The sequence below is a fragment of the Shewanella xiamenensis genome, from assembly GCF_024971755.1.
Classification (GTDB): Bacteria; Pseudomonadota; Gammaproteobacteria; order Enterobacterales; family Shewanellaceae; genus Shewanella; species Shewanella xiamenensis.
On the sequence record NZ_CP079718.1, the window covers coordinates 312,592 to 333,044 of the forward strand.

The following is a 20,453-nucleotide window of genomic DNA, read 5'->3' on the forward strand; positions in this document are numbered from 1 at the left end:
CCACTGTTAGCTTGTCACCCTGAGTTTTAGATTATCGTTTAGGAGAAAAATCATGCGGATAGCCATAGCCATCGACAGTTTAGCGGGTGGTGGAGCCGAGAAGGTCATGATTACCTTGGCAAAGCAGTTTATTAGCCTAGGGCATGAGCCGCATTTTTTGGTCATGGAAGATAATCGTTATTACGAAACCCCAGACAATTTACCTGTTCATCAATGTTTTGCCGACAAAGATAAAGATTATGACCACTTCGGGCACCTAGGGGCATCGGTCGATAAATTACGGGCAAAGATTGCCGAGATTGAGTCCCGAGTCGGTAAGTTCGATCTGTTTTTATCCAATCTTGATAAAACCAACTTGATGATGACCAAAACCGGGGTGACACCACTCTATGTGATTGTGCACTCATCAGTTGAAGAAGAATTGAGTCGTCAGTTTAAGTTAGGCCCCTTCGCCTACTTCAAGAAACTGCGGGCGAAAAAAGCGCTCAATGGCCAGCATTTGATCACTGTATCCAATGGCATCGCTAAAGAGATTCAAGCCAAGGGGCGTTTGCACCCAGCATCAATGCGAACCATCTACAATCCATTTGAATTTAATGAGATTGTTGCTCAGTCACAGCAAGATAATCCGCAAATTCCTCAGGGTGACTATCTGATCCACGTAGGACGTTTTGCTAAGCAGAAGCGCCACGATGTGTTGTTTGAGGCTCTTAAACAGACCCAAAATCAGCTACCCGTAGTGTTGTTATGCCATAACCATAAGAAGGCAATTAAAGCAGCGAAGAAATTCGGCATCGAGAAGCGCTTAATCATTCCTGGATTCCAGAGTAATCCTTTTCCTTGGATCAAACGTGCGAAAGCACTGGTGCTGAGTTCCGATTTCGAAGGATTGCCGACGGTATTAATCGAATCCTTAGCCTGTGGCACACCAGTGGTGAGTACCGATTGCCCACACGGACCGAATGAGATTTTGACCGGAAATTTGGCTCCCTATCTTGTGCCCCGTCGTAATCCTGCGGCCTTGGCGAAGATGATTGACGCCGTGGTCGCGCAGCCGCCATCCCTCGAACATGTTGAGATTTTAGCTAAGGTGGATGCGACTGCAATTGCCGAACAATATCTCGCGTTAGCGAAATAATTTACCCGAGGAGAAAGCGGTGGAAGCGCGCAAATCAAACAAAAGACGTTATTTGTTCTACATCGCACAGAACTATTCCTATGCGATGCTAAGGCCGCTGCAGCAAGTGATTCTGGCGCGTGGCGATGAGGCGTGTTGGTTCCTCGAAGGCCGTGAGGTAGACCCCAAATTCCTTAAAGCGGATGAAAAACGCTTACTCGATATCGATGCCGTTAAGGCATGGAAACCCGATGCCGTGTTCGTGCCGGGTAACGTAGTGCCAAGTTTTATCCCTGGGGTAAAAGTAGGGGTGTTCCACGGTTTTAACGCGGGCAAAATGAATCATAAGGGGCGAGAAGATCACTTCGAAATCCGAGATTGCTTTGACCTGTATTGCACCCAAGGGCCGGCGACGACGCTACCTTTCCTTGAGCTAGAGAAAAAATTCGGCACCTTTACCGTAGCCGAAACGGGCTGGCCAGCGCTCGATCCTTTATTTATTGAAAATAAAGATAATCCTTACATTAAGCCCGACGATCCTCGGCCCGTAGTGCTGTTTTGCTCAACATTCTCCCCCAGTCTGACCTGTGCGCCTGAGGTATTTGAGCAGATTAAAGCCCTGTCGCAAAAGAGTCAGTGGCGCTGGTTGGTACAATTCCATCCTAAGATGAAACCTAGCATTGTTGAGCAATACAAGACTCTCGAAAATGAGAATCTCCAGTTTGTAGAAACCGACAACGTGATCCCACTTTTGCAGGCGGGAGATGTGATGCTCTGCGATACATCCTCGATTTTATTGATGTTTTTAATGCAGCGTAAGCCTGTAGTGACCTTTAAAAATCAGTCACCGAAGGCGCATTTAATCGATATTAACCGAGTCGAAGAGATTGAACCTGCACTCACTAGAGCGCTCAGCCGCCCCGATGATTTGATGGCGCATATCCATGATTATTGTAATCAAATTCACCCCACGGGAGATGGTCAGTCTAGCCAGCGTGTACTCGCGGCGACCGATGCCTTGATTGATAAGGGAACCGCTTGGCTTAAACCTAAGCCATTGAACCTACTGCGACACTTTAAAATGCGCCGCAAGTTGGGCTATTGGAAGTTTTGGTAAAATTTTGATTTATGATTAGTTTAAATTTATTTTGAGATAAAAATGAAAGAACTTACTTTTGTTGTGCAAGGACCTTACTTTCCGCATACAGATAGAAATCATATTTCTTCTGATGAATGCTTTAGAACTTTACGAAAATATTTTCCTGATTCCAAAATAATATATTCAAGGTCAGATAACGTCGTGATCCCTCTTGAAGTATTATCTTTGATAGATCTTATAGTTTGTCCTGATGACGTAGGCCCTAATCAGGCCGGATGTATCAACTCAATTCCAAAATTTGAGAATGTGAATAGACAAATACATGGTGTTGTAGCCGGATTGGAGTTAGTCGAATCTATTTATTGTTGTAAAGTTAGATCTGATTTTAAATTTATCAATAATAACTTGATAGATATTCTCCCTTCTTTATTGGTTAAAGCCAGTAGATTTAAAGGACGTTTGACCATATTGGATATATACAGTCGCACAGAGTACTTTAAATTTGGTGGAAGGAGTTATGTTGATTATCACTTAAGTGACTTTATATTTATAGGATATTCTGAAGATGTTATAAAGTATTGGAAAGGTGAGCTTTTTGGTGATACAGACAAAAATTATCTTCATTATGATGACTATAGGACTGTCGAACAAATGTTGGGGCGACGTTTTTATAAGAACTATTTTTCAAATATTGAAATAAATTCTGAACGAAATGTTAGTCTTGAGGAGTGTTTGTTGGCAAAGTCAAGAATTCAAGAAGATTTTAATTTTTTGCCATTTAAAAAGCTAGGCTTAGATATACCTCGTAGATTTAAACGACCTTATAGAGATCAGGCATACTTTATCAATGGAAATATATTTGGGAGATTAGTATATAATCTATATTTTATAAATAAATTTATTTTGAAAAAGTCTGGACTAAGAGATTTTTGGAATAAGTTAAAAAAAATAAATTAAACCTACAATGCATGTTTTATGCATTGTAGGCTAAGATTTTTAATCATTTACTGATAGAAAGTCTTTATATTCCGAAGGGACTCCGCAAAATATGACATCCTCTCTAGATATTAAATTATAATGTATTTTTTTATTTTTTCTTATGAGATAGTTATACAGCGGTGCTACATATAGTTCTCCCTTTTCCCATTTTTCTATAGGGAGACGTATGTAATCATTATATGCATCTATGTAATCTTTACTGCTTTTAAAATAATACAACCCAGTGCAGCATAATTTGGATATAGGTTTTTTCTCAGTAGTTAAGTCAATCAACGTTGTTTCATTGGAAATTGCTCTCACAAATGACCAGTTATCTCCTTCGCCCTGAAATACTTCTAAGTAGCCATCTCCGAGCGCTTCCAATTCCGGGTATATAAATCCTGGTCTAAATGTGTCTATATTGAAAATAGTGATTGGTTCTTCTGTTTTGTTAATCTCTTTTAAGCCGAGAAAAACTGTCTCAGCCTGTCCCTTTGTATTTTCATGAAGAACTATTATTTTGAAGTTTTTTATGCCTAGGATCTCTGATTTTTTTCTTACAAAATTAGGAGTCTCATAGCTATCTCGAACTATAAAAATAAACTCTTCGCTTTTGAAATATTTTTCAAAGCTTTTAACTGAGTGCTCAAACAGAGATAATCCATGGGCTAGTAACATATATTTTGGTTGCTCATATCCTTCTTTAAAAAATCGACTACTTAGTCCTGCCATTGGGATTACAATCATTTTATAAGCTCCTTCATAATACTGTAAATTCTGAAAGCATTAGCAAATAGCCCTGATTGCCTATATTTATCATCAGAGTGTAATGTTAACATGGATATGAAAAGTTGAATTTGCATGGCATATATATTTAACGGTGTTAGATTGTAATGTTTGCAAACCTTATTTAAAAACGACGACTTTATTTTATCGATTTTGTTATCGTTTGGTAAGATTATTGATAATTCTCTTTTAGCGTAGTCAACACTTGTTTGATGGTAACCAGCAATAATCCAATCATACATTCCTAATACGGAGTGACTTAGCTTAGCTATATCATATAAAATATCACCATAAATGCTGATTTGTCCTTGATGTGTAATTCCTCTTGGATCTATGACTTTTATCTTGTCAGCTCTGAAATCATACAAAATATTGCTAAAGCAAAAATCTCCATGCATTAATGTTGCGTGCTTACTTTCTGCTGGAAGATATTGTTTGCTTAGATCTAAAATATCTAAAATGCTACACTTGATGTTTTTGTTAAATGTCCACTTTTCGTCAATTTTTATTTTTTCACTCAAGAGATAATCATTTAATCTATCTTTTGTTTTTACGGTTAGTAATTCATTGAAAAATTTTTCATTTTTAACATTTTTTACTTCTTTACAATAGTCAATGAATTTTATGCAATGAGTGAAAATGTTATCCCAAATGCTAGTTGGAATCTCAGTGAATACAAATAATTCATTCAAGGAAATGTTGTGAAGATATTCTAAAGAGTAGCTATAATTTCCTAGTTTATCTTCAGTGCAACCCAAATATTGTGGGGTATAAACTCTGAGCATTGGTGGTATTGATTCAAACCAGTTTGCTTCGGCAAGAATTTTATTATTATTTTTGCTAGATTTTGTAATCTGTGTTTGGTTTATTTTCAGATCATTGAAAGCTCTTTGTGTCGTAAATGCTGTTTTTGAGTGGTAATATGTGTTTATATGACCAAAATCATACCACTTTTTAACTTTAAAATTTGATAATCCATTTTCATTATTGTAACGATTTACTCCATTAATAAAGTCCCAGCGCTCAATTGTGATACATTTTATTAGTTTTTTTGGATGGGTGAAGTTAAAATAACCACATATAATTTGTTTGTTTTCTTTCCTGCTAATTTCGTTTTTTGTTGAGAAAGTGGACCATGTATAGTTATCTAGTGTATTAGCTGTTGCTATAATATCGCATTCTGTTGGATAACTCTCCAGTAATGTATCTCCAAAGAGAATGCTAAGTGAATTTGAAGACATTTCTTCTGCAATGTTTAAACTGGTGACAATAGCTTCGCCGATAGAAAGGTTTACTGGTGTACGAATAATGTTAATGTTATGGGCGGCTAGCCACGTATTGTCCACTTCAGGAATTTTATAAGAGTCTGGTAAGGAAAGGTAAATACTCTTTCCCTTAGGAATTTTTTGTATTTGATGCTGAAATAGCCGTCTGTTACCTAAAGGTAGAAAGGCTGGTGGTATTGTTCCGAATTCAGCTTTAAGATCTTCGGTAACATATGCACCAGACATAATTAAAAACATATATTTTCCTTGTTTAGTAGACTTTTTATTTCACTTAAATCCATGCTTAAAAACTCAGATGGGCGAATAGCTTTATCATCAATATAAAATCCATCATTACCACACCAGGGCTTTCCTACTATAATTTCATCATAAGGAACTTCATGTTTATCTAGCCACTTTATTATTTTTGGTAAAGTATGTATGTTGATTTTTCCGATGTTTCCATCGTATGTTCGCATATTTCTTGCTGTTGCAATTACAATGCTAAATCCAGAGGTTTTATATTCTTTAAGTTTCTCAATTAACGCTGTGTTAGGTAAAACTTTTTCATAGTCAGTAGTATTCGCTAGTGTAATAGTTCCGTCCAAATCGACAATTAATTTTTTCACATTAACTCCAAGTACTCTCATTGAGAATAATTTAAATTACTAAATTAATATATTGAGCGGCAATATATTGGCTATCTACTGCCTTTAATATTTCTAGATTGTCTAAAGCAGGTGGTGAGGCTAAGCACTCTAGTGCCTTTTGTGCCAGCAGCGCGGGTTGGCGAACGGGGACGAGATATTGTGCTAAATGGCCTGTGAGAATTTCATTGGGCCCGTGGGGGCAATCCGTACTGACGACAGGCGTTCCACAGGCTAAAGACTCAATTACAACGGTCGGTAAGCCTTCAAAATCTGAGCTGAGTAACATCAACTCGGCCTTGGCAATCCAGGCGTAGGGATTGTGTTGAAACCCTGGAGTGATGATTCTGTGTTCGACACCGTATTTCTTGGCCAGTTTGCGCGCCTTTTTGGGGCGGTTGCACAGCAGGACAAGTTTAGGGGCTGTTGGCATATCCCTAAGTGCCTTAAACAAAATATCGTGGCGCTTTTGCCGTGTCACGCGGCCGACATGGATCATATAAGGCTCGCTTGGGATCTCGGCAATTTCTTCTTGAGTCTTCTTGCGGATCTCCTCCAATCTAAAGGGGTTATAGATGGTCTGAACGCTTTGTGGTTTGAGCCAGGAAGTGGCTCTGAGCTCATCAGCGATGCCATTGGAAACCGTGATGATTTTTTTGCCTATCAGTGCCTTGGCTTTTTTCCAGCGGCGCCAGAAATGCACTGGACCGCGCTTTAATTCCATCAATAGCTCTTGCTTAAGGGCGCAGTGGCAAAAGTAATAGCAGGGATCGAAATCGCAGCCGGAAACAACAACATCGCAGTCGGTCGAGTTACTTAAAAATAGCGAGAACTTACCCGATTGTTCCGCTTCGGCCACCTTGGCCTTCAGGCGTTGTCTTTGTTCCTGTAGGCTTGGCTTTTGGCCGGCGTCATACAGGTAATGAATCGTCACATTTTCTGGCGGCATAAAATCTCCCTCTTTATGGAACACAAAGAGGTGAACATCTTGCCCGGCTTCCTGCAGCACTTCGGCCTGAGATAAGGCAATTTTGACCGTGCCATTCGAGAAAAAGTTATGGCAAAAAATGGCGATTTTTTTCATATAAGTGCTCTGATTACGTGGACTTAATCGGTTGCAGTATGGTTTTAATCCTCCTAGGTTGGATGAAAACCATTGCCTACTTAATCCAATATATTGCGAGTCGGCATTATATCAGTTCATGCCTTTACATGGGCTTAATCCGAGGAATTCTTGCCAGTATTTCAATTTTTAATGGGATTTTTGGTGGTTTTTATCTGGAAGATTCACTCAAGTGGCTAAAACGAGTAGACTGGCGGCAATGATTTTTAGGTATTTATCTGAGTCGAGCCAGCAAAGTGCATACAAGAGCGATTTATCCTGGGACGTTTGATCCCATTACCAATGGTCATGCCGATTTGATTGAGCGTGCGGCTAAGTTGTTTAAGCATGTGATTATTGGTATTGCAGCCAATCCATCCAAGCAACCTAGATTTACCCTCGAGGAGCGCGTTGAGCTGGTGAATCGTGTCACTGCGCATTTGGATAATGTCGAAGTGGTTGGTTTTTCGGGCCTGCTGGTGGATTTTGCCAAGGAACAGCGTGCGAGCGTGCTGGTGCGTGGTTTGCGCGCAGTGTCTGACTTTGAGTATGAGTTCCAATTGGCCAATATGAATCGTAGATTAAGCCCAGATCTTGAGAGCGTGTTTTTAACACCGGCCGAAGAAAATTCCTTTATTTCTTCCACCTTAGTGAAGGAAGTCGCGCTGCATGGCGGTGATGTGAGCCAGTTTGTTCACCCTGAGGTAGCAAGCGCGTTGACCGCCAAGCTTAACCTCGCAAAAGCCTGATAAGGCTGAGTATTTCTATAAAACCTTTGAGGCATCAGGCCTCGCGATGATAATGAAAAGGATGTTATGAAGGCTTTTTTGACCCCCACTATCCTCGCTGCTAGCGTTGCATCTGGTTTACTGTTTTCTGCTTCCGTTGCTGCCGCCCCTTGGGTGGATGCTTCGGATATTTATTTAAGAGCCGATATTCAAGCACTGGCCGATGCGGGCGTGATCCGGGTGCCCGTGAATACCTTTCCCTTGATGTGGTCTGGAATTGGTGGCGACTTAGCGAAAGTCGAACCCGAGCTATTGTCTCCCCGATTAGTGCAAGCCTTTGCCCGAGTTAACTTTTACTATCAGAATGCCGTCGATAATCGCGGCAATGCTAGGGTTAAACTCTCGGGAGCGACCGATCCCGCTCGCTTCCAGCATTATGGCTCTGACTATCGTGAAAAGGGTGAGGCTAAAGCCTCCTACGAATACTTAGGCTCACGTGTGGCCTATAAAACCACAGTTGCCGAAACGTACGATCCGCAAGATAACAAGAATTTTCGCCTCGATGAGTCTTATTTTGCAGTGATCATGGGGAACTGGATTGCCACCTTAGGTACGGTTGAACAATGGTGGGGGCCGGGATTTGATTCGGCATTGCATCGCTCTAATAACGCGCGCCCAATGCAGTCACTGTCGCTCAGCCGTAATAATGCTGCCGCTTTCGAAACGCCATGGTTATCTTGGATTGGTCCTTGGACCTTCAAGACCGGTTTTAGCATGGCTGAAAAAGAGCGTGCCGTGCCTAAAACGGCTGAATGGGATATGCGTTTCACCGCCAAACCCCTTCAACAGCTAGAAATAGGCCTGTCTTGGTCGACACTCTTTTGCGGTGAAGGGCAGAATTGCGACTTCGATTCTTGGTGGGACTCGGTGGCAAGCAATGCGGTGTGTATCGACGGTTCGGATTCTTGCTTGGCCGATCAACGCCGTGACGCTGGCCATAGAACCCAGAGCATCGATTTACGTTATGCCGACACTTGGCAGGATATCCCCGTTGGTTTGTACCTTGAACGCAGCTGTGAAAACGGCAGCGATTGCGGCTCACTTTGGGGGATAGATACTCATTTCGGCACATCGGGTAAACAGTTCAAGCTGTTTATGGAATACTCGGATACCTTTGTCGAGTGTGATGGCAAGCCTAACTGCTTCTATGAAGATCCTGTTTACCTCAGTGGAGCGCGTTACTACGGCAGAGCTTTAGGCTCGACTTATGATAGCGATGCCCAAGTCTTTGTGTTTGGTTTGGTTGGTCAGTTCCATAACAGCCGTGGTTTTACCTCGCTACTGCGTTATGCCAAGTTGAATAAAGACGGCACCAACGTGGCGACCACATGGGCGCCACAGCCACCGAAGGAAGACTTGCTGATGCTGGAACTTTCTTACCGTATGCCGGTGTGGAAGGGCATGTGGAGTCTGGGCGGTACAGTATCGAGATCGGAATTTGATGTACAAGAAAACGATACTAATGCGACCTTCTTTAGCAGTTTTGAATACCGTTTTTAAGCGCCAATCCAATAAAAAGGCCTGCAAATCAGCAGGCCTTTTTGTTTTCTCAAAGAGCTTACTTCGCATTAAACGCGCGGTACCACTCGACAAATCTGCCCACTCCGGTATTGATATCCACTTGGGGTTTATAACCCACCGCCTTAAACAGGTCTTCGGTATCGGCCCAAGTGGAATGTACATCACCGGGCTGCATGGGTAAGAATTGCTTTTTAGCCTTAATGCCGAGTGCACTTTCGAGTGCGGTAATAAAATCCAGCAATTGCACTGGGCTGCCATTGCCGATATTGAATACGCGATAAGGGGCGCTGCTATTAGCCGGTGTACCGGTTTCTACACGCCAGTCCGGTGTTGGGCGAGGTGGTTTGTCTTGCACCCTGATGATGCCCTCAACAATATCATCGATATAGGTGAAATCACGGCTGAGATCGCCATGGTTATACACATCGATAGTGTCGCCCGCGAGAATGGCTTTTGTGAATTTAAACAAGGCCATATCGGGTCGTCCCCAGGGGCCATACACGGTAAAAAAGCGCAAGCCTGTGGTGGGTAACTGATAGAGATGTGAGTAAGTGTGCGACATTAACTCGTTGGCTTTCTTGGTCGCTGCATAGAGGGATATCGGATGATCGACACTGTCTTCGGTCGAAAATGGCATCTTTTGATTCAAGCCATACACAGAGGATGAAGAGGCATAGACGAGATGCTCAATCTTATGGTGGCGACAGCCCTCTAAAATGGTGAGATGCCCAACTAAATTGCTATCGGCATAGGCGAGGGGATTATCGAGGGAGTAGCGCACCCCTGCCTGTGCGGCAAGATGGATAACCCGTTGAAAATCCTGCTCTGCAAACAATGCCGCAATGCCGTCTCTGTCGGCTAAATCCAGTTTGATAAAGCGGAAATTGTTTAAGGTCTCGAGCGGTGCCAGTCGTGCTAGTTTTAACCCGACATCATAATAGTCATTGAGGTTATCGATACCGACAACCTCATGGCCCTGTGCACAGAGTCGCTCACTGACTTTAGCGCCGATAAATCCGGCGGCGCCTGTAACTAAGTATTTCATCGTCAACCTTAATGTTTGGGACGCTTAGTCGTGATGGAACAGATCCCGGGTGTAAACCTTATCGGCAACATCTTCGAGTTCACTGGCCATACGATTAGAAATAATCACGTCGCACATGGTTTTAAATTCGTGTAAATCGCGAATGACTTTCGAGTTAAAAAACTCACCTTCTTTGAGTACGGGTTCATAGACCACGACTTCGATGCCCTTGGCCTTAATGCGTTTCATCACACCTTGTACCGCCGAGGCGCGGAAGTTGTCCGAGTCGGACTTCATGATCAAACGATAGATGCCGACCCGTTTGGGTTGCTTACTGATAATGGCGTTGGCAATAAAATCTTTACGGGTGGTGTTGGAATCGACAATGGCGCTGATGAGATTGTTAGGCACATTATTATAGTTGGCCAGCAACTGCTTAGTGTCCTTGGGCAGGCAGTAACCGCCATAACCGAAGGAAGGATTGTTATAGTAATCGCCGATGCGCGGATCTAAGCATACGCCTTCGATAATCTGGCGGGTGTTGAGCCCTCGGCTCTCCGCATAGGTGTCCAACTCATTAAAGTAGGCGACACGCATGGCTAAAAAGGTGTTGGCAAACAACTTAATCGCCTCGGCCTCAGTGCTGTCTGTGAGTAAAATTGGAATATCTTGCTTAATTGCGGCGCGAGTAAGCAGATTGGCAAAGGCTTGGGCGCGCTCGGAACGTTCACCCACTATGATCCGCGAGGGGTGCAGGTTATCGTAAAGCGCCTTACCTTCACGCAAAAACTCTGGCGAAAATAAGATATTGTCACTGTTGAGTTTACTTCTCAGCCCTTCGGTAAAACCCACTGGCACAGTAGATTTGATGACAATGGTGGTGTCAGGATTCAGGGCGAGCACTTCCTTCGCCACCCGTTCGACCGACTGAGTATTAAAGTAGTTGGTTTGTGGGTCGTAATCCGTAGGAGTGGCTATGATGACAAAATCGGCTTCTTTAACGACGTTTTTGTCGCTCGTGGCACTGAGATTTAAGGCTTTATGCTGCAGGTATTCTTCAATCAGGTTGTCCGCGACGGTTGATTTTCGGTCATTGACCAATTTGACTCGTTCAGGCATCAGATCAATAGCAGTCACTTGGTTTTGCTGCGCGAGCAACACCGCATTTGATAGGCCGACATAGCCCATTCCAACCACAACTATGTTCATAGATTCAATAAAGTTTGGCATGTAGTTATCTAACCTAGCATTTTCTGCGGCATTAGAATATGTCATTTCGATGAAATCCACAGTTCCAAATTAAGTGCTCTTTTCTCGATTTTCACCCGTATACAATGCTGGGCTCGCGTTCCGTTTAATTCATAACATCCTATCAATGCAGATTTTTGTTTGCCACAATCCTATGTTACCGTACTCATGGTTATTAAGCTTGGAGCCTTAACGTGATTTCAGTCGTGATCCCCGCCAAAGATGAAGTGGGCAATATTGGCCCATTAATGAAAGAGATATGCCAAGCCCTGCAAGGGTTGACTGAGTTTGAAATTCTTGTTGTCGACGACGGTAGTCAGGATGACACTTTTGGTGAAGTTATGCACACCGCAGAGGTGATGCAATGCGATGCCAAAGCCATTCGTCACGAGCGCAGTACGGGCCAAAGTACCGCTATCTCCACTGGCGTTTTACATGCCCGCGGTAAATACATAGTCACCTTAGATGCCGATGGACAAAACGACCCTGCAGATATTCCCGCCATGTTGGCCCAATTGCCGCAAATTCATGCCGAACATTTTTGTATTGCCGGTTATCGCAAAAACCGCAAGGACACGGCGTGGAAGCGATTTCAGTCCCGCTTTGCGAATAAAGTGCGTGATGCACTGTTACACGATGGCGTACCCGATACCGGATGTGGCTTAAAACTCTTCCCCCGCGAAACCTTCCTGCGCATGCCTTACTTCGACCATATGCACAGATATATCCCTGCACTCGTGCGCCGCATGGGGGGCGAGGTGTTTATTTCTGTGGTTAATCATAGGGATCGCCAAGTAGGCGTATCTAAATATACCGCTTGGAATCGGGTCTGGGTCGGAATTGTCGACATCATGGGCGTAATCTGGCTCGGTCGCAGGGCGAAAATCGCGAAGGTCGCCCGTAGCGAAACCAGCTGGCACGATTAAGATGAAGCGACTCTATAAGGCGATTTTTATCGTCTTTATTTTGCTGGTGTTAATGTTTGCGGCCCAGCAAGGGTTATTCGAGCATGTAACCGATAGCAATTGGGTGGCACATTTTATTGCCGCTCAAGGGGTCTATGCGCTGGCGGTATTGCTGATGGTTGGCGCCTTGTTTACCGCTGTCGGTGGACCTAGGCAGGTGATCGCCTTTGTATTCGGCTTTGCCCTTGGTGGCATCTATGGTGGTTTATTTTCCACCTTAGCGGCATTGCTGGGTTGTGTGCTGGCGTTTTACACCGCGAGATTAACCATTCGAAACAGTCTGCAACGACGTTTTGGCAATCGTTTACAAAAGTTTGAGGCGCTGATCATTCATCGGACTTGGTTAAAAGTCTTAATGATCCGTCTGTTACCCGTGGGCAGTAATCTGCTGACAAACCTGTTTGCGGGGGCGACACATATCCCCGCGGGGGGATTTATGTTTGGCAGCGTGCTGGGTTATTTGCCGCAGATGCTGATTTTCAGTTTTGCGGGCGCGGGCATAGGCTTATCTGATCATAACCAACTGGGGATCAGTATCGGGCTGTTTATTATCTCGAGTCTTATCGGCGCTTACCTTTACCGTTCTAGCCTGCGTAAGCAGGTGGATGAATTGGAAAACTAAATAGGGATTAGGAATGGATGCATTGAATCGTCGTTTCAATAGCGAAGATTATTACCAAGTACTCTGGCCGCTGCTGTTGATGAGTTTGCTGATCTTACTGGTTGGCATAGGTTTTCGTTCCCCTTGGCCTGCTGACGAGCCGCGGTTTGTTGAGGTCGCGCGGGAAATGGTGGCCTCGGGTCAATGGTTATTTCCTACCCGGGGCGGGGAATATTATCCCGATAAGCCGCCAGTGTTTATGTGGGCGATTGCCCTGTTTTATCAACTCACGGGGTCGTTAAAACTCTCCTTCTTACTCCCCAATGCCTTTTGTGGCTTGCTGACGGTATTTCTTGTCTATGATCTGGGTGCCAGATTGTGGAATGTGCGGGTTGGCCGCAACGCTGCACTATTGCTCCTTATCGTGCCGCAGTTTTTGATGCAGGCGAAAAATGCCCAGATAGATGCCATGGTGATGTGTTGGATAACCGTGGGATGTTACGGATTAATCAGGCATTTTATGCTTGGGCCTAAGTGGCATTGGTATTTTATTGGCTGGGCATTTATGGGACTTGGGGTGATCACTAAGGGGGTTGGTTTCTTGCCCTTGTTGTTGCTCATTCCAATTGGGATTTACGCCTTCAAAGATAAGACCCGTTTCGAGGGCCGCTTAACTTGGCTTTGCCTGGCGGGGCCTTTGGCCATGCTGGCCGTGATTGCCTGTTGGTTAGTGCCAATGGTGATGACGGTTCAAGCCCATGGCACGCCCGAGATGGTGGCCTATCAAAATAATATTTTGTTCAAGCAAACGGGCGAGCGTTACGTCAATGCTTGGCACCATATCAAGCCTTGGTATTTCTTCGTGCTGAGTGTGATCCCTTGGATGTGGTTCCCGATTTCGTTGCTGGTGGTCGCCTATTGGAAACAGTGGCTGCAAAAGGTAAAAGCCGATCCCACCATTGCGATTCTGCTGATTTGGGTCGGGCTCGTGGTGCTGTTCTTCAGTATCAGTCCGGGCAAGCGCAACGTGTATATTCTGCCCGCATTACCTATGTTGGCCCTCGCGTCATCGGCGGTATTAACGGGTGTTTCACCCAAAGCTTGGTTTGAAAAACTAGTCACTGGTGTGCTGTGGTTCTTGGGCGCGCTCGTGTTAGTGGCTGGCGTGCTGGCATTTATCCATCACCCTGCACTTGTCAAAGCGCTGGCGGACTATACCGATGATCTCACTGGCATTGGTTACTTATTTATTTTGCTCGGGGTGCTTTGGTGTGCCTTGCTGTGGCTGGCGCGTCGTCAGTTTGCACTGGTGAAAGTGGGGCTAGTTTCAGCCTTGGGCTGGGTGCTGGTGAGCACTTGGGGTTACGCTATGCTCGATGAAATGCGCACCCCCAGAAGCCTGATGCTACACACTGCCGAAGTGATAGGTGAGGATGCCGAGCTTGGGTTAGTAAACTTTAAAGAGCAATTTATTCTGTTCTCGCCCATGAGTGTGACGCATTTTAGTTATCTCGCGCCAGTAGAAGAGCAGGAGCGTAACGCGTGGCAATGGATGCAGGAGAACAAACAGCGTTATGTGTTAGTGCCTAGCGGTGCTGAGCTGAGTTGTTTCGATATTAAAGGCGGTAAGAGCATGGGGATTGCCCACCGTGACGAATGGATTTTGTTATCTGCGTCAGAGCTTAAGCCTCAGTGCCAAGCGCCAGAGCGTGTGTACCGCTACTTTACCGATCATCCTGGCCGTTGGTTAAAAGAGTAATCAAACATTATATCGAAGAAGCTAAAAATGCCTGCAATAGCAGGCATTTTTATCGGTGAGGTTAACGCGTCTGGCAGATGCCGCAAAATACTGTGGTGCGTTGACCAAGACGGATTTCGCTGAGTAGATTGCCGCACTGAGTGCAGGTTTCGCCGCCGCGGCCGTAAACATGCAGCTTTTGGGCGAAATAGCCGGGTTTACCCTCGGCATTGGTGAAGTCCTTAAGCGTGGTGCCGCCTTGCTTGATGGCGTGTGCGAGTATTTGTTTGACCTCGGCAACCAGTACCGTTAAGCGTTCAATATCTATCTTGCCTGCCTCCGCCTCGGGGTGTATCCCTGCGGCAAACAGTGCTTCGTTGGCGTAAATATTTCCCACACCCACCACAATATGATTATCCATCAGGCAGAGTTTGATGGCCTTTTTCTTGCCTGCCAGTGCGGCAGCTAACTGATTGACGTTAAAGGCATCGGTCAGAGGTTCTGGCCCGAGTTTTTCCAGCAGCGGATGGGCTTCCTCTGGCAACTGACACCATAACCAAGCGCCGAAGCGTCTTGGGTCGTTAAAGCGTAGAATGCGGCCATTGGCGAGAACGAGATCGATATGGTCATGCTTCTCCACTGGCGTGTCGTGGGGCAGGATCCTTAGGCTGCCCGACATTCCCAAGTGCACTATGCTGGTGCCGGCATCGGTATCGATGAGCAGATACTTAGCACGGCGGCGCACTTGGCGTATGGTTTGGCCGATGATCTGTTTGGCAAGTTCGGGAACGGGCCAACGCAGTGAGGCGTTCCGCACAACGAGGTCAACCACGGTTTGATCGACTAAGTAAGGGGTTATCCCCTGACGGGTGACTTCGACTTCTGGTAATTCCGGCATGATTGGCTTCTTTTATTCAATAGATTAACGTGCAGGTTTCGCATCGAGGATTGGCTGTAAACCCGTCCTTAAGCTCGGTGGCACTAAGTACCAGTTGCTCGCGGGAGATTTAAGGACGCCTTCATCGGGGAAATAAATCCAGCGCTGTGATTGACGAATATCGGTAATTTGGATCACCAGCTCCTGAGGTTTGCCAGTGGGTTGTGGCGCGTCATTCAAGGGCGAGACCCTTAAGCCTTGCCAAGCCTTTGCCCATTGCTCACAGTTGAGTACTTGTGGATCGCATTCCCAGCTTGAAGTTTGTTTGTGCAGCCAAATACCATCCAACTGCAACTGAGCCAGCGGGGCATTATCATCAAATAGCCGTTGCGCATCACTGGGCACATTTTGGGTTTTCTTATCCATAAACGTGAGCACGCCAATGATAAACACGCAGGCAAGAATAATGATGTTATTCCACTGTTTACGAGTAAGCGCCATAGGAAGAGTGACACAAAAAATAGGACTAATGCCATGAGTGTATCACGGCAAAATTGAGATGCTAGCCCTGAGGTGAGGAGGTTAACCGCCGGTGGCGTTCATAAAACGCAGAATTTGTACTTCGTTATTATCGAATACATGCTGCTGAGGTTTGCGCTTAATGCCTTGGAGAATGGCGGTTTTTAGTCGTTCAATATCGCCGGGGAACTCTCTTATAATGCTTTTTAAATCAACGGAGTGCTCATTACCCAGACAGAGCAATAGCTGCCCCTCTACGGTCACGCGCACCCGATTACATTCGTGGCAAAAGTTGTGGCTATGGGGTGAGATAAAGCCGATGTGAATTGGACTATCGACCATCTTGTAGTAACGCGCGGGTCCGCCTGTGCGTTTATTGGAGAGTTGTAGTGGATAATGCTCGCTAATCATGGCCTTAACTTCATCACTGCTGCAATGGCGCATGCGTTTACGTTCATCCATTTCACCCAGCGGCATTTCTTCAATAAAGGCGATATCGAGCTTGCGGTCGCGGCAAAAGTTAACCAGATCGATGACTTCATGATCGTTTTGCTGTTTGAGGATCACGGCATTGATTTTTATGCGCGTAAAACCTGCGGCAATGGCCGCATCAATGCCTTCGATAACGCGTGCTAATTTGCCGTTGCGTGTCAGTTGGGTAAAGAGCTCGGGGTTAAGGGTATCTAAGCTGATATTTAAACGCTTAAGACCCGCATCAAACATAGGTTTGGCAAACTTACTGAGCCTAGAACCGTTGGTGGTCATCGATAAATCTTTGAGCCCTGGGAGCTTGCCAAGTAAGTGCACCAGTTGATCGCAATCGCTACGCACTAGCGGCTCGCCGCCGGTGAGGCGAATTTTGGTCACCCCCAGTTCAGTAAAGGCTTGGGCAATCCAAGCCAACTCTTCGAGGTGCAGTACATGGTCCTTGGGCAAGAAGCAGGGATCTTCGGTCATGCAGTAGACACAACGGAAGTCGCAGCGATCTGTCACTGAGAGTCGTAAATATTCGACCTGACGGCCAAAGGCATCTACAAGTTGGCTCATAGGGACTCAGTGGCTCTTATAGAAGATCGGCAAAAGGTTGAATAAACACGGTTTCACCCGCATTCACCACCTCAGCATCATCTCCAATGATGATAAGGCAATTGCCTTTGACCATAGAGCTGAGCATGCCCGAACCTTGGTTACCTGTGCTGGTCACGTGCAGCCTGCCATCATTACCGAGGCGATAAATGCCGCGGATAAACTCAGTGCGGCCCGTGCGGCTTCGCAGGGTTTCATCGGTAATCGCTGGGAATAATGGCGCCTGCCAGTGAGTTTCACCAGCGAGTTTACGCAGCGCAGGTTGCACAAATTGCAGGAAAGACACCATCACAGCCACTGGATTGCCGGGCAAGCCGAAGAATAGGCTATCGCCGACTTTACCAAAGGCGAGTGGGCGACCTGGGCGCATATTGATCCGCCAGAAGTCGATATTACCAAGGCGTGCCAGCACGGCCTTGATGTAGTCGGCATCGCCAACGGAAACGCCGCCAGAGCTAATCACCACATCGGCCTGCGCCGCGGCTTTGGTCAAGGTGGCTTCGAGAGCGCTTTCGGAATCTTCGATAATGCCTAAGTCCATGACTTCACAACCTAAACGTTTTGCCATCGCCTTGATGGTGTAACGGTTCGAGTCATAGATACAGTTTGGATTTAGCGCTTCGCCGGGTTGGCTGACTTCATCCCCGGTTGAGAACACGGCCACGGTCGGGCGGCGATAAACCGTCACACGGTCAAGGCCGAGGGAAGCTAATAAGCCCTGTTCGGCGGCGCTTAGGCGTGTGGCTTGAGTGAGGGCAACTTGGCCTTGGCCTATGTCTTCACCTGCAAGGCGAACGTGTTGGCCTGGCTGAATGCGACCATCGAAACTGACCTTGGCATTGGCCTCGTTAGCTAGCTCACGAGGTTGAACTGTATCTGCGCCAGCGGGTACGGGCGCGCCTGTCATTATGCGAACAGTCTCTCCTGCCTTAAGAATGCCGGAATATTGATGTCCGGCGAGGACCTCACCGACTAAGGTGAAGCTTGCAGGCAGCGGATCTTGATAGGCGAAGGCATAACCATCCATCGCCGAGTTGGTTTGCTGCGGTACATCCACGGGCGAAATGCTGTCGCGGGCGAGCACGCGATTATCTAAATCGTCTAAGCCTATGTCTTCCAGCTCAGTGACCGGCGTGACATGGGATAAAATCTGCGCTAACCCTTGGCTCACGCTCAGGTTTTTATCGCTGCCCAAGGTGCAGGCATTGACAGTTGCGATCGGTAATGCGGGGTTAGGGGCTTGCCAGCTATTGGCATATTCCATCACAAAGTCAGCGATTTGCGCGACATTGTTAAGGTCGAGTCTTCTTAGCTCGCTCGGTAGCTCGGTGTCATCACAGCAAGCGATGGCGAGAATATTGTCGTCTTGGGTATAGATAAACGGCTTGCCGTGGGCGGCGCGGTGCAGCTCAATTTTCGGCAGCGTGAGTTTTTTAAAGCCTTCGACTAATACAATATCGACTTTATCGGCTTCAATTTGCTTGAGTAGGTGGACTAACTCTGGGTCACCATCGCGGGCATCTTCGGTCATCAGCGCCCAACGCACATGGGAGGCGACTAGCATTTGCCGCGCACCGGCTTTGCGCATCTCGTAGCTGTCTTTACCGGGAATATCGACATCGAAATTGTGGTGAGCATGTTTGATCACCGCCAGACGCAGGCCGCGCTGATTTAATTCGGGGATCAATTGCTTGAGTAGGGTGGTTTTCCCCGTGCCGCTATAGGCACAAAATCCGAGAACGGGAATAGATAGCGGATTGACGAAGGGAGTACTCATTTGCACCTCTAATCTGGGAAATTTGAAGCCTTAGCTTTGGTTTATCTCTGCTGCCAGTCGTTGTTTTTGTTCTGGCGTGTTCACATTGACGAAGGCATTGGGTTGATCGGCAAAGGCCGCCACCGCAAAGCGATGTTTGGCATACCAAAAATCAATTTTACGCTCACCCGCTTCGAGAAAGGCGGTCATCGACTCGCGCAGGCTCGGCTTTAGTAACATCACCACCGGCTGCTCACGTTCCCCATCGCTGGCCACGGCAAGTTCAGCATCGTTTGCCTCAATGGCGGTTAATAAGCGGGCGACTAAATCCCGCGGGAGTAGCGGACAATCGCAGGGCACCACGAGCAGATAGTCTGCTTGGGTGTGACCCATAGCGGTGATCATGCCCGCCAAGGGGCCGAGAAACCCAGTATGCTCATCACTCAACACCGTAAAACCGAACTCAGCATAGCGTGTTTGGTTACGATTTGCGTTGATCAGGATCTCCTTAACCTGAGGTTTTATCCGTTCGATAGTGTGTTCTATCATGGCCTTGCCGTTTAGCTCGACGAGGCCTTTATCGTCCCCGCCCATACGGCGTGCCATACCACCGGCAAGAATAACCGCATCAATTTGCAACGACATATAAAGATCCCTGTGTGGAGTTTGTGGGCGTTTGCTGATGGGAGGTTATCACCTGTTGGTCTGCAATGTGCCACTGCTGCTCGCAAATGGCGGTGAGCGCACAGTTTTGGTGGCTGCTTAATAGCATTCCCGTCCCTTGCTGTTTGAGCTGTTGGATCATTTGCAGCACTAAGGCTTGGGAGTCCTTATCCATATTGGAGGTCGGCTCATCGAGCATCAGTAACTTTGGCTGCAATATCCAAGCGCGGGCGATGGCGAGGCGTTGTCTTTCGCCGCCGGATAAATTGCTGGCTCTAGCTTGTAATAGCGAGCCTAGTTGAGCCATCTCAATTGCTTGACCAATTCTACGTTTGGCTTCGGTTTTTGAGGCCGCAAAGGGTAAACCGTAAGTCAGATTGTAATTGACTGTGCCATCGAATAGATAGGGGTGCTGGTGGAGATAAATAGCCTTTCCAAGCAAAGGGTTACGTTTCCACCATCCATCTTTTTTAAAGCCGCTGACTTCAATCTTGCCCTGAGATGGCGCCTGTAGACCCGCGAGGATCTTCATCAGGGTTGATTTGCCTGAGCCGTTGTCACCCTGCAAATAAATGACATTCCCTTGGCATAACTCAAGGCGCTGAGCTTTGAATAATAAGCGCGGGCCAAAGGACATTTCCAAATCACGGGCAATCAGTTTGGCTTGGGTCAT

Annotated in this window: 21 protein-coding genes; 9 read left to right on the top strand and 12 right to left on the bottom strand. The window is 46.2% G+C overall.

All coding sequences use genetic code 11. The features are described 5' to 3' along the window. Nucleotides 1–52: 52 nt before the first annotated feature. From KXJ80_RS02455 to KXJ80_RS02465, 3 genes are read left to right on the top strand one after another with little or no spacing between them, the layout of a single operon-like run. Complete coding sequence (locus KXJ80_RS02455; RefSeq protein WP_172589772.1) at nt 53–1,138, top strand: glycosyltransferase; 1,086 nt, start codon at nt 53–55, stop codon at nt 1,136–1,138. 19 nt (nt 1,139–1,157) lie between these two features. After that, on the top strand, nt 1,158–2,234 hold the full coding sequence (locus tag KXJ80_RS02460) for a CDP-glycerol glycerophosphotransferase family protein (protein WP_218737745.1): 1,077 nt from the start codon (nt 1,158–1,160) through the stop codon (nt 2,232–2,234). Between the two features lie 42 nt (nt 2,235–2,276). Continuing rightward, the gene (locus KXJ80_RS02465; protein ID WP_218737746.1) at nt 2,277–3,173 is read left to right on the top strand and encodes a WavE lipopolysaccharide synthesis family protein; all 897 of its coding nucleotides are present in this window, start codon (nt 2,277–2,279) and stop codon (nt 3,171–3,173) included. A gap of 39 nt (nt 3,174–3,212) precedes the next feature. Here the strand turns inward: KXJ80_RS02465 and KXJ80_RS02470 are convergent, their stop codons facing one another. From KXJ80_RS02470 to KXJ80_RS02485, 4 genes are read right to left on the bottom strand one after another with little or no spacing between them, the layout of a single operon-like run. Next, a complete protein-coding gene (locus KXJ80_RS02470) occupies nt 3,213–3,941 on the bottom strand; it encodes a glycosyltransferase family 2 protein (RefSeq protein WP_218737747.1) in 729 nt (242 codons plus the stop codon). Beyond that, nucleotides 3,938–5,503 (bottom strand): capsular biosynthesis protein, encoded by a 1,566-nt coding sequence (locus tag KXJ80_RS02475; RefSeq protein ID WP_218737748.1) that lies wholly within the window; start codon nt 5,501–5,503, stop codon nt 3,938–3,940. Before KXJ80_RS02475 ends, KXJ80_RS02470 begins: the two co-directional genes overlap by 4 nt. Continuing rightward, nucleotides 5,494–5,874 (bottom strand): HAD hydrolase family protein, encoded by a 381-nt coding sequence (locus KXJ80_RS02480; protein ID WP_037424029.1) that lies wholly within the window; start codon nt 5,872–5,874, stop codon nt 5,494–5,496. The genes KXJ80_RS02475 and KXJ80_RS02480 overlap by 10 nt, the downstream gene beginning before the upstream one ends. Nucleotides 5,875–5,905: 31 nt before the next feature. After that, the gene (locus KXJ80_RS02485) at nt 5,906–6,976 is read right to left on the bottom strand and encodes a glycosyltransferase (RefSeq protein ID WP_218737749.1); all 1,071 of its coding nucleotides are present in this window, start codon (nt 6,974–6,976) and stop codon (nt 5,906–5,908) included. Between the two features lie 38 nt (nt 6,977–7,014). Here KXJ80_RS02485 and KXJ80_RS02490 point away from each other — a divergent pair, with 38 nt between their 5' ends. The 3 genes from KXJ80_RS02490 to KXJ80_RS02500 all read left to right on the top strand — a co-directional run bounded on the left by KXJ80_RS02490 (nt 7,015) and on the right by KXJ80_RS02500 (nt 9,282). Further along, complete coding sequence (locus tag KXJ80_RS02490) at nt 7,015–7,218, top strand: hypothetical protein (protein ID WP_144375925.1); 204 nt, start codon at nt 7,015–7,017, stop codon at nt 7,216–7,218. A gap of 33 nt (nt 7,219–7,251) precedes the next feature. Further along, the gene (coaD, locus tag KXJ80_RS02495; protein WP_011718800.1) at nt 7,252–7,743 is read left to right on the top strand and encodes a pantetheine-phosphate adenylyltransferase; all 492 of its coding nucleotides are present in this window, start codon (nt 7,252–7,254) and stop codon (nt 7,741–7,743) included. Nucleotides 7,744–7,809: 66 nt separating this feature from the next. Then, the gene (locus tag KXJ80_RS02500) at nt 7,810–9,282 is read left to right on the top strand and encodes a capsule assembly Wzi family protein (protein WP_218737750.1); all 1,473 of its coding nucleotides are present in this window, start codon (nt 7,810–7,812) and stop codon (nt 9,280–9,282) included. A gap of 58 nt (nt 9,283–9,340) precedes the next feature. On the opposite strand, the gene KXJ80_RS02505 is transcribed toward KXJ80_RS02500, so the two are convergent. Together KXJ80_RS02505 and KXJ80_RS02510 are read right to left on the bottom strand one after the other, a co-directional pair. Then, nucleotides 9,341–10,348 (bottom strand): NAD-dependent epimerase, encoded by a 1,008-nt coding sequence (locus KXJ80_RS02505; protein ID WP_218737751.1) that lies wholly within the window; start codon nt 10,346–10,348, stop codon nt 9,341–9,343. Nucleotides 10,349–10,372: 24 nt separating this feature from the next. Beyond that, nucleotides 10,373–11,536: a nucleotide sugar dehydrogenase gene (locus KXJ80_RS02510; protein ID WP_218737957.1), complete on the bottom strand. Its 1,164-nt coding sequence runs from the start codon at nt 11,534–11,536 to the stop codon at nt 10,373–10,375. Between the two features lie 233 nt (nt 11,537–11,769). Here KXJ80_RS02510 and KXJ80_RS02515 point away from each other — a divergent pair, with 233 nt between their 5' ends. Genes KXJ80_RS02515 through KXJ80_RS02525 form a run of 3 tightly spaced genes read left to right on the top strand, consistent with a single transcriptional unit; the run spans nt 11,770 to nt 14,900 of the window. After that, nucleotides 11,770–12,501 carry a glycosyltransferase family 2 protein gene (locus tag KXJ80_RS02515; protein ID WP_099457197.1) on the top strand — a complete coding sequence of 244 codons (732 nt, stop codon included), beginning with the start codon at nt 11,770–11,772 and terminating at the stop codon, nt 12,499–12,501. A 1-nt stretch (nt 12,502) separates the two neighbouring features. Then, nucleotides 12,503–13,162 carry a TVP38/TMEM64 family protein gene (locus tag KXJ80_RS02520; protein ID WP_011624604.1) on the top strand — a complete coding sequence of 220 codons (660 nt, stop codon included), beginning with the start codon at nt 12,503–12,505 and terminating at the stop codon, nt 13,160–13,162. Between the two features lie 13 nt (nt 13,163–13,175). Continuing rightward, on the top strand, nt 13,176–14,900 hold the full coding sequence (locus KXJ80_RS02525; RefSeq protein ID WP_099457198.1) for an ArnT family glycosyltransferase: 1,725 nt from the start codon (nt 13,176–13,178) through the stop codon (nt 14,898–14,900). A 61-nt stretch (nt 14,901–14,961) separates the two neighbouring features. Here the strand turns inward: KXJ80_RS02525 and mutM are convergent, their stop codons facing one another. The 6 genes from mutM to KXJ80_RS02555 all read right to left on the bottom strand — a co-directional run bounded on the left by mutM (nt 14,962) and on the right by KXJ80_RS02555 (nt 20,453). Continuing rightward, on the bottom strand, nt 14,962–15,777 hold the full coding sequence (gene mutM, locus KXJ80_RS02530) for a bifunctional DNA-formamidopyrimidine glycosylase/DNA-(apurinic or apyrimidinic site) lyase (protein WP_099457199.1): 816 nt from the start codon (nt 15,775–15,777) through the stop codon (nt 14,962–14,964). Nucleotides 15,778–15,801: 24 nt separating this feature from the next. Beyond that, the gene (locus KXJ80_RS02535; RefSeq protein WP_037424018.1) at nt 15,802–16,257 is read right to left on the bottom strand and encodes a hypothetical protein; all 456 of its coding nucleotides are present in this window, start codon (nt 16,255–16,257) and stop codon (nt 15,802–15,804) included. An 81-nt stretch (nt 16,258–16,338) separates the two neighbouring features. Next, nucleotides 16,339–17,322 (bottom strand): GTP 3',8-cyclase MoaA, encoded by a 984-nt coding sequence (gene moaA, locus KXJ80_RS02540; RefSeq protein ID WP_099457200.1) that lies wholly within the window; start codon nt 17,320–17,322, stop codon nt 16,339–16,341. A 16-nt stretch (nt 17,323–17,338) separates the two neighbouring features. After that, nucleotides 17,339–19,138 (bottom strand): bifunctional molybdopterin-guanine dinucleotide biosynthesis adaptor protein MobB/molybdopterin molybdotransferase MoeA, encoded by a 1,800-nt coding sequence (locus tag KXJ80_RS02545; RefSeq protein ID WP_099457201.1) that lies wholly within the window; start codon nt 19,136–19,138, stop codon nt 17,339–17,341. 30 nt (nt 19,139–19,168) lie between these two features. After that, nucleotides 19,169–19,762 (bottom strand): molybdenum cofactor guanylyltransferase MobA, encoded by a 594-nt coding sequence (gene mobA, locus KXJ80_RS02550; RefSeq protein ID WP_037428332.1) that lies wholly within the window; start codon nt 19,760–19,762, stop codon nt 19,169–19,171. Then, on the bottom strand, nt 19,746–20,453 hold the full coding sequence (locus KXJ80_RS02555; RefSeq protein ID WP_099457202.1) for an energy-coupling factor ABC transporter ATP-binding protein: 708 nt from the start codon (nt 20,451–20,453) through the stop codon (nt 19,746–19,748). The genes mobA and KXJ80_RS02555 overlap by 17 nt, the downstream gene beginning before the upstream one ends.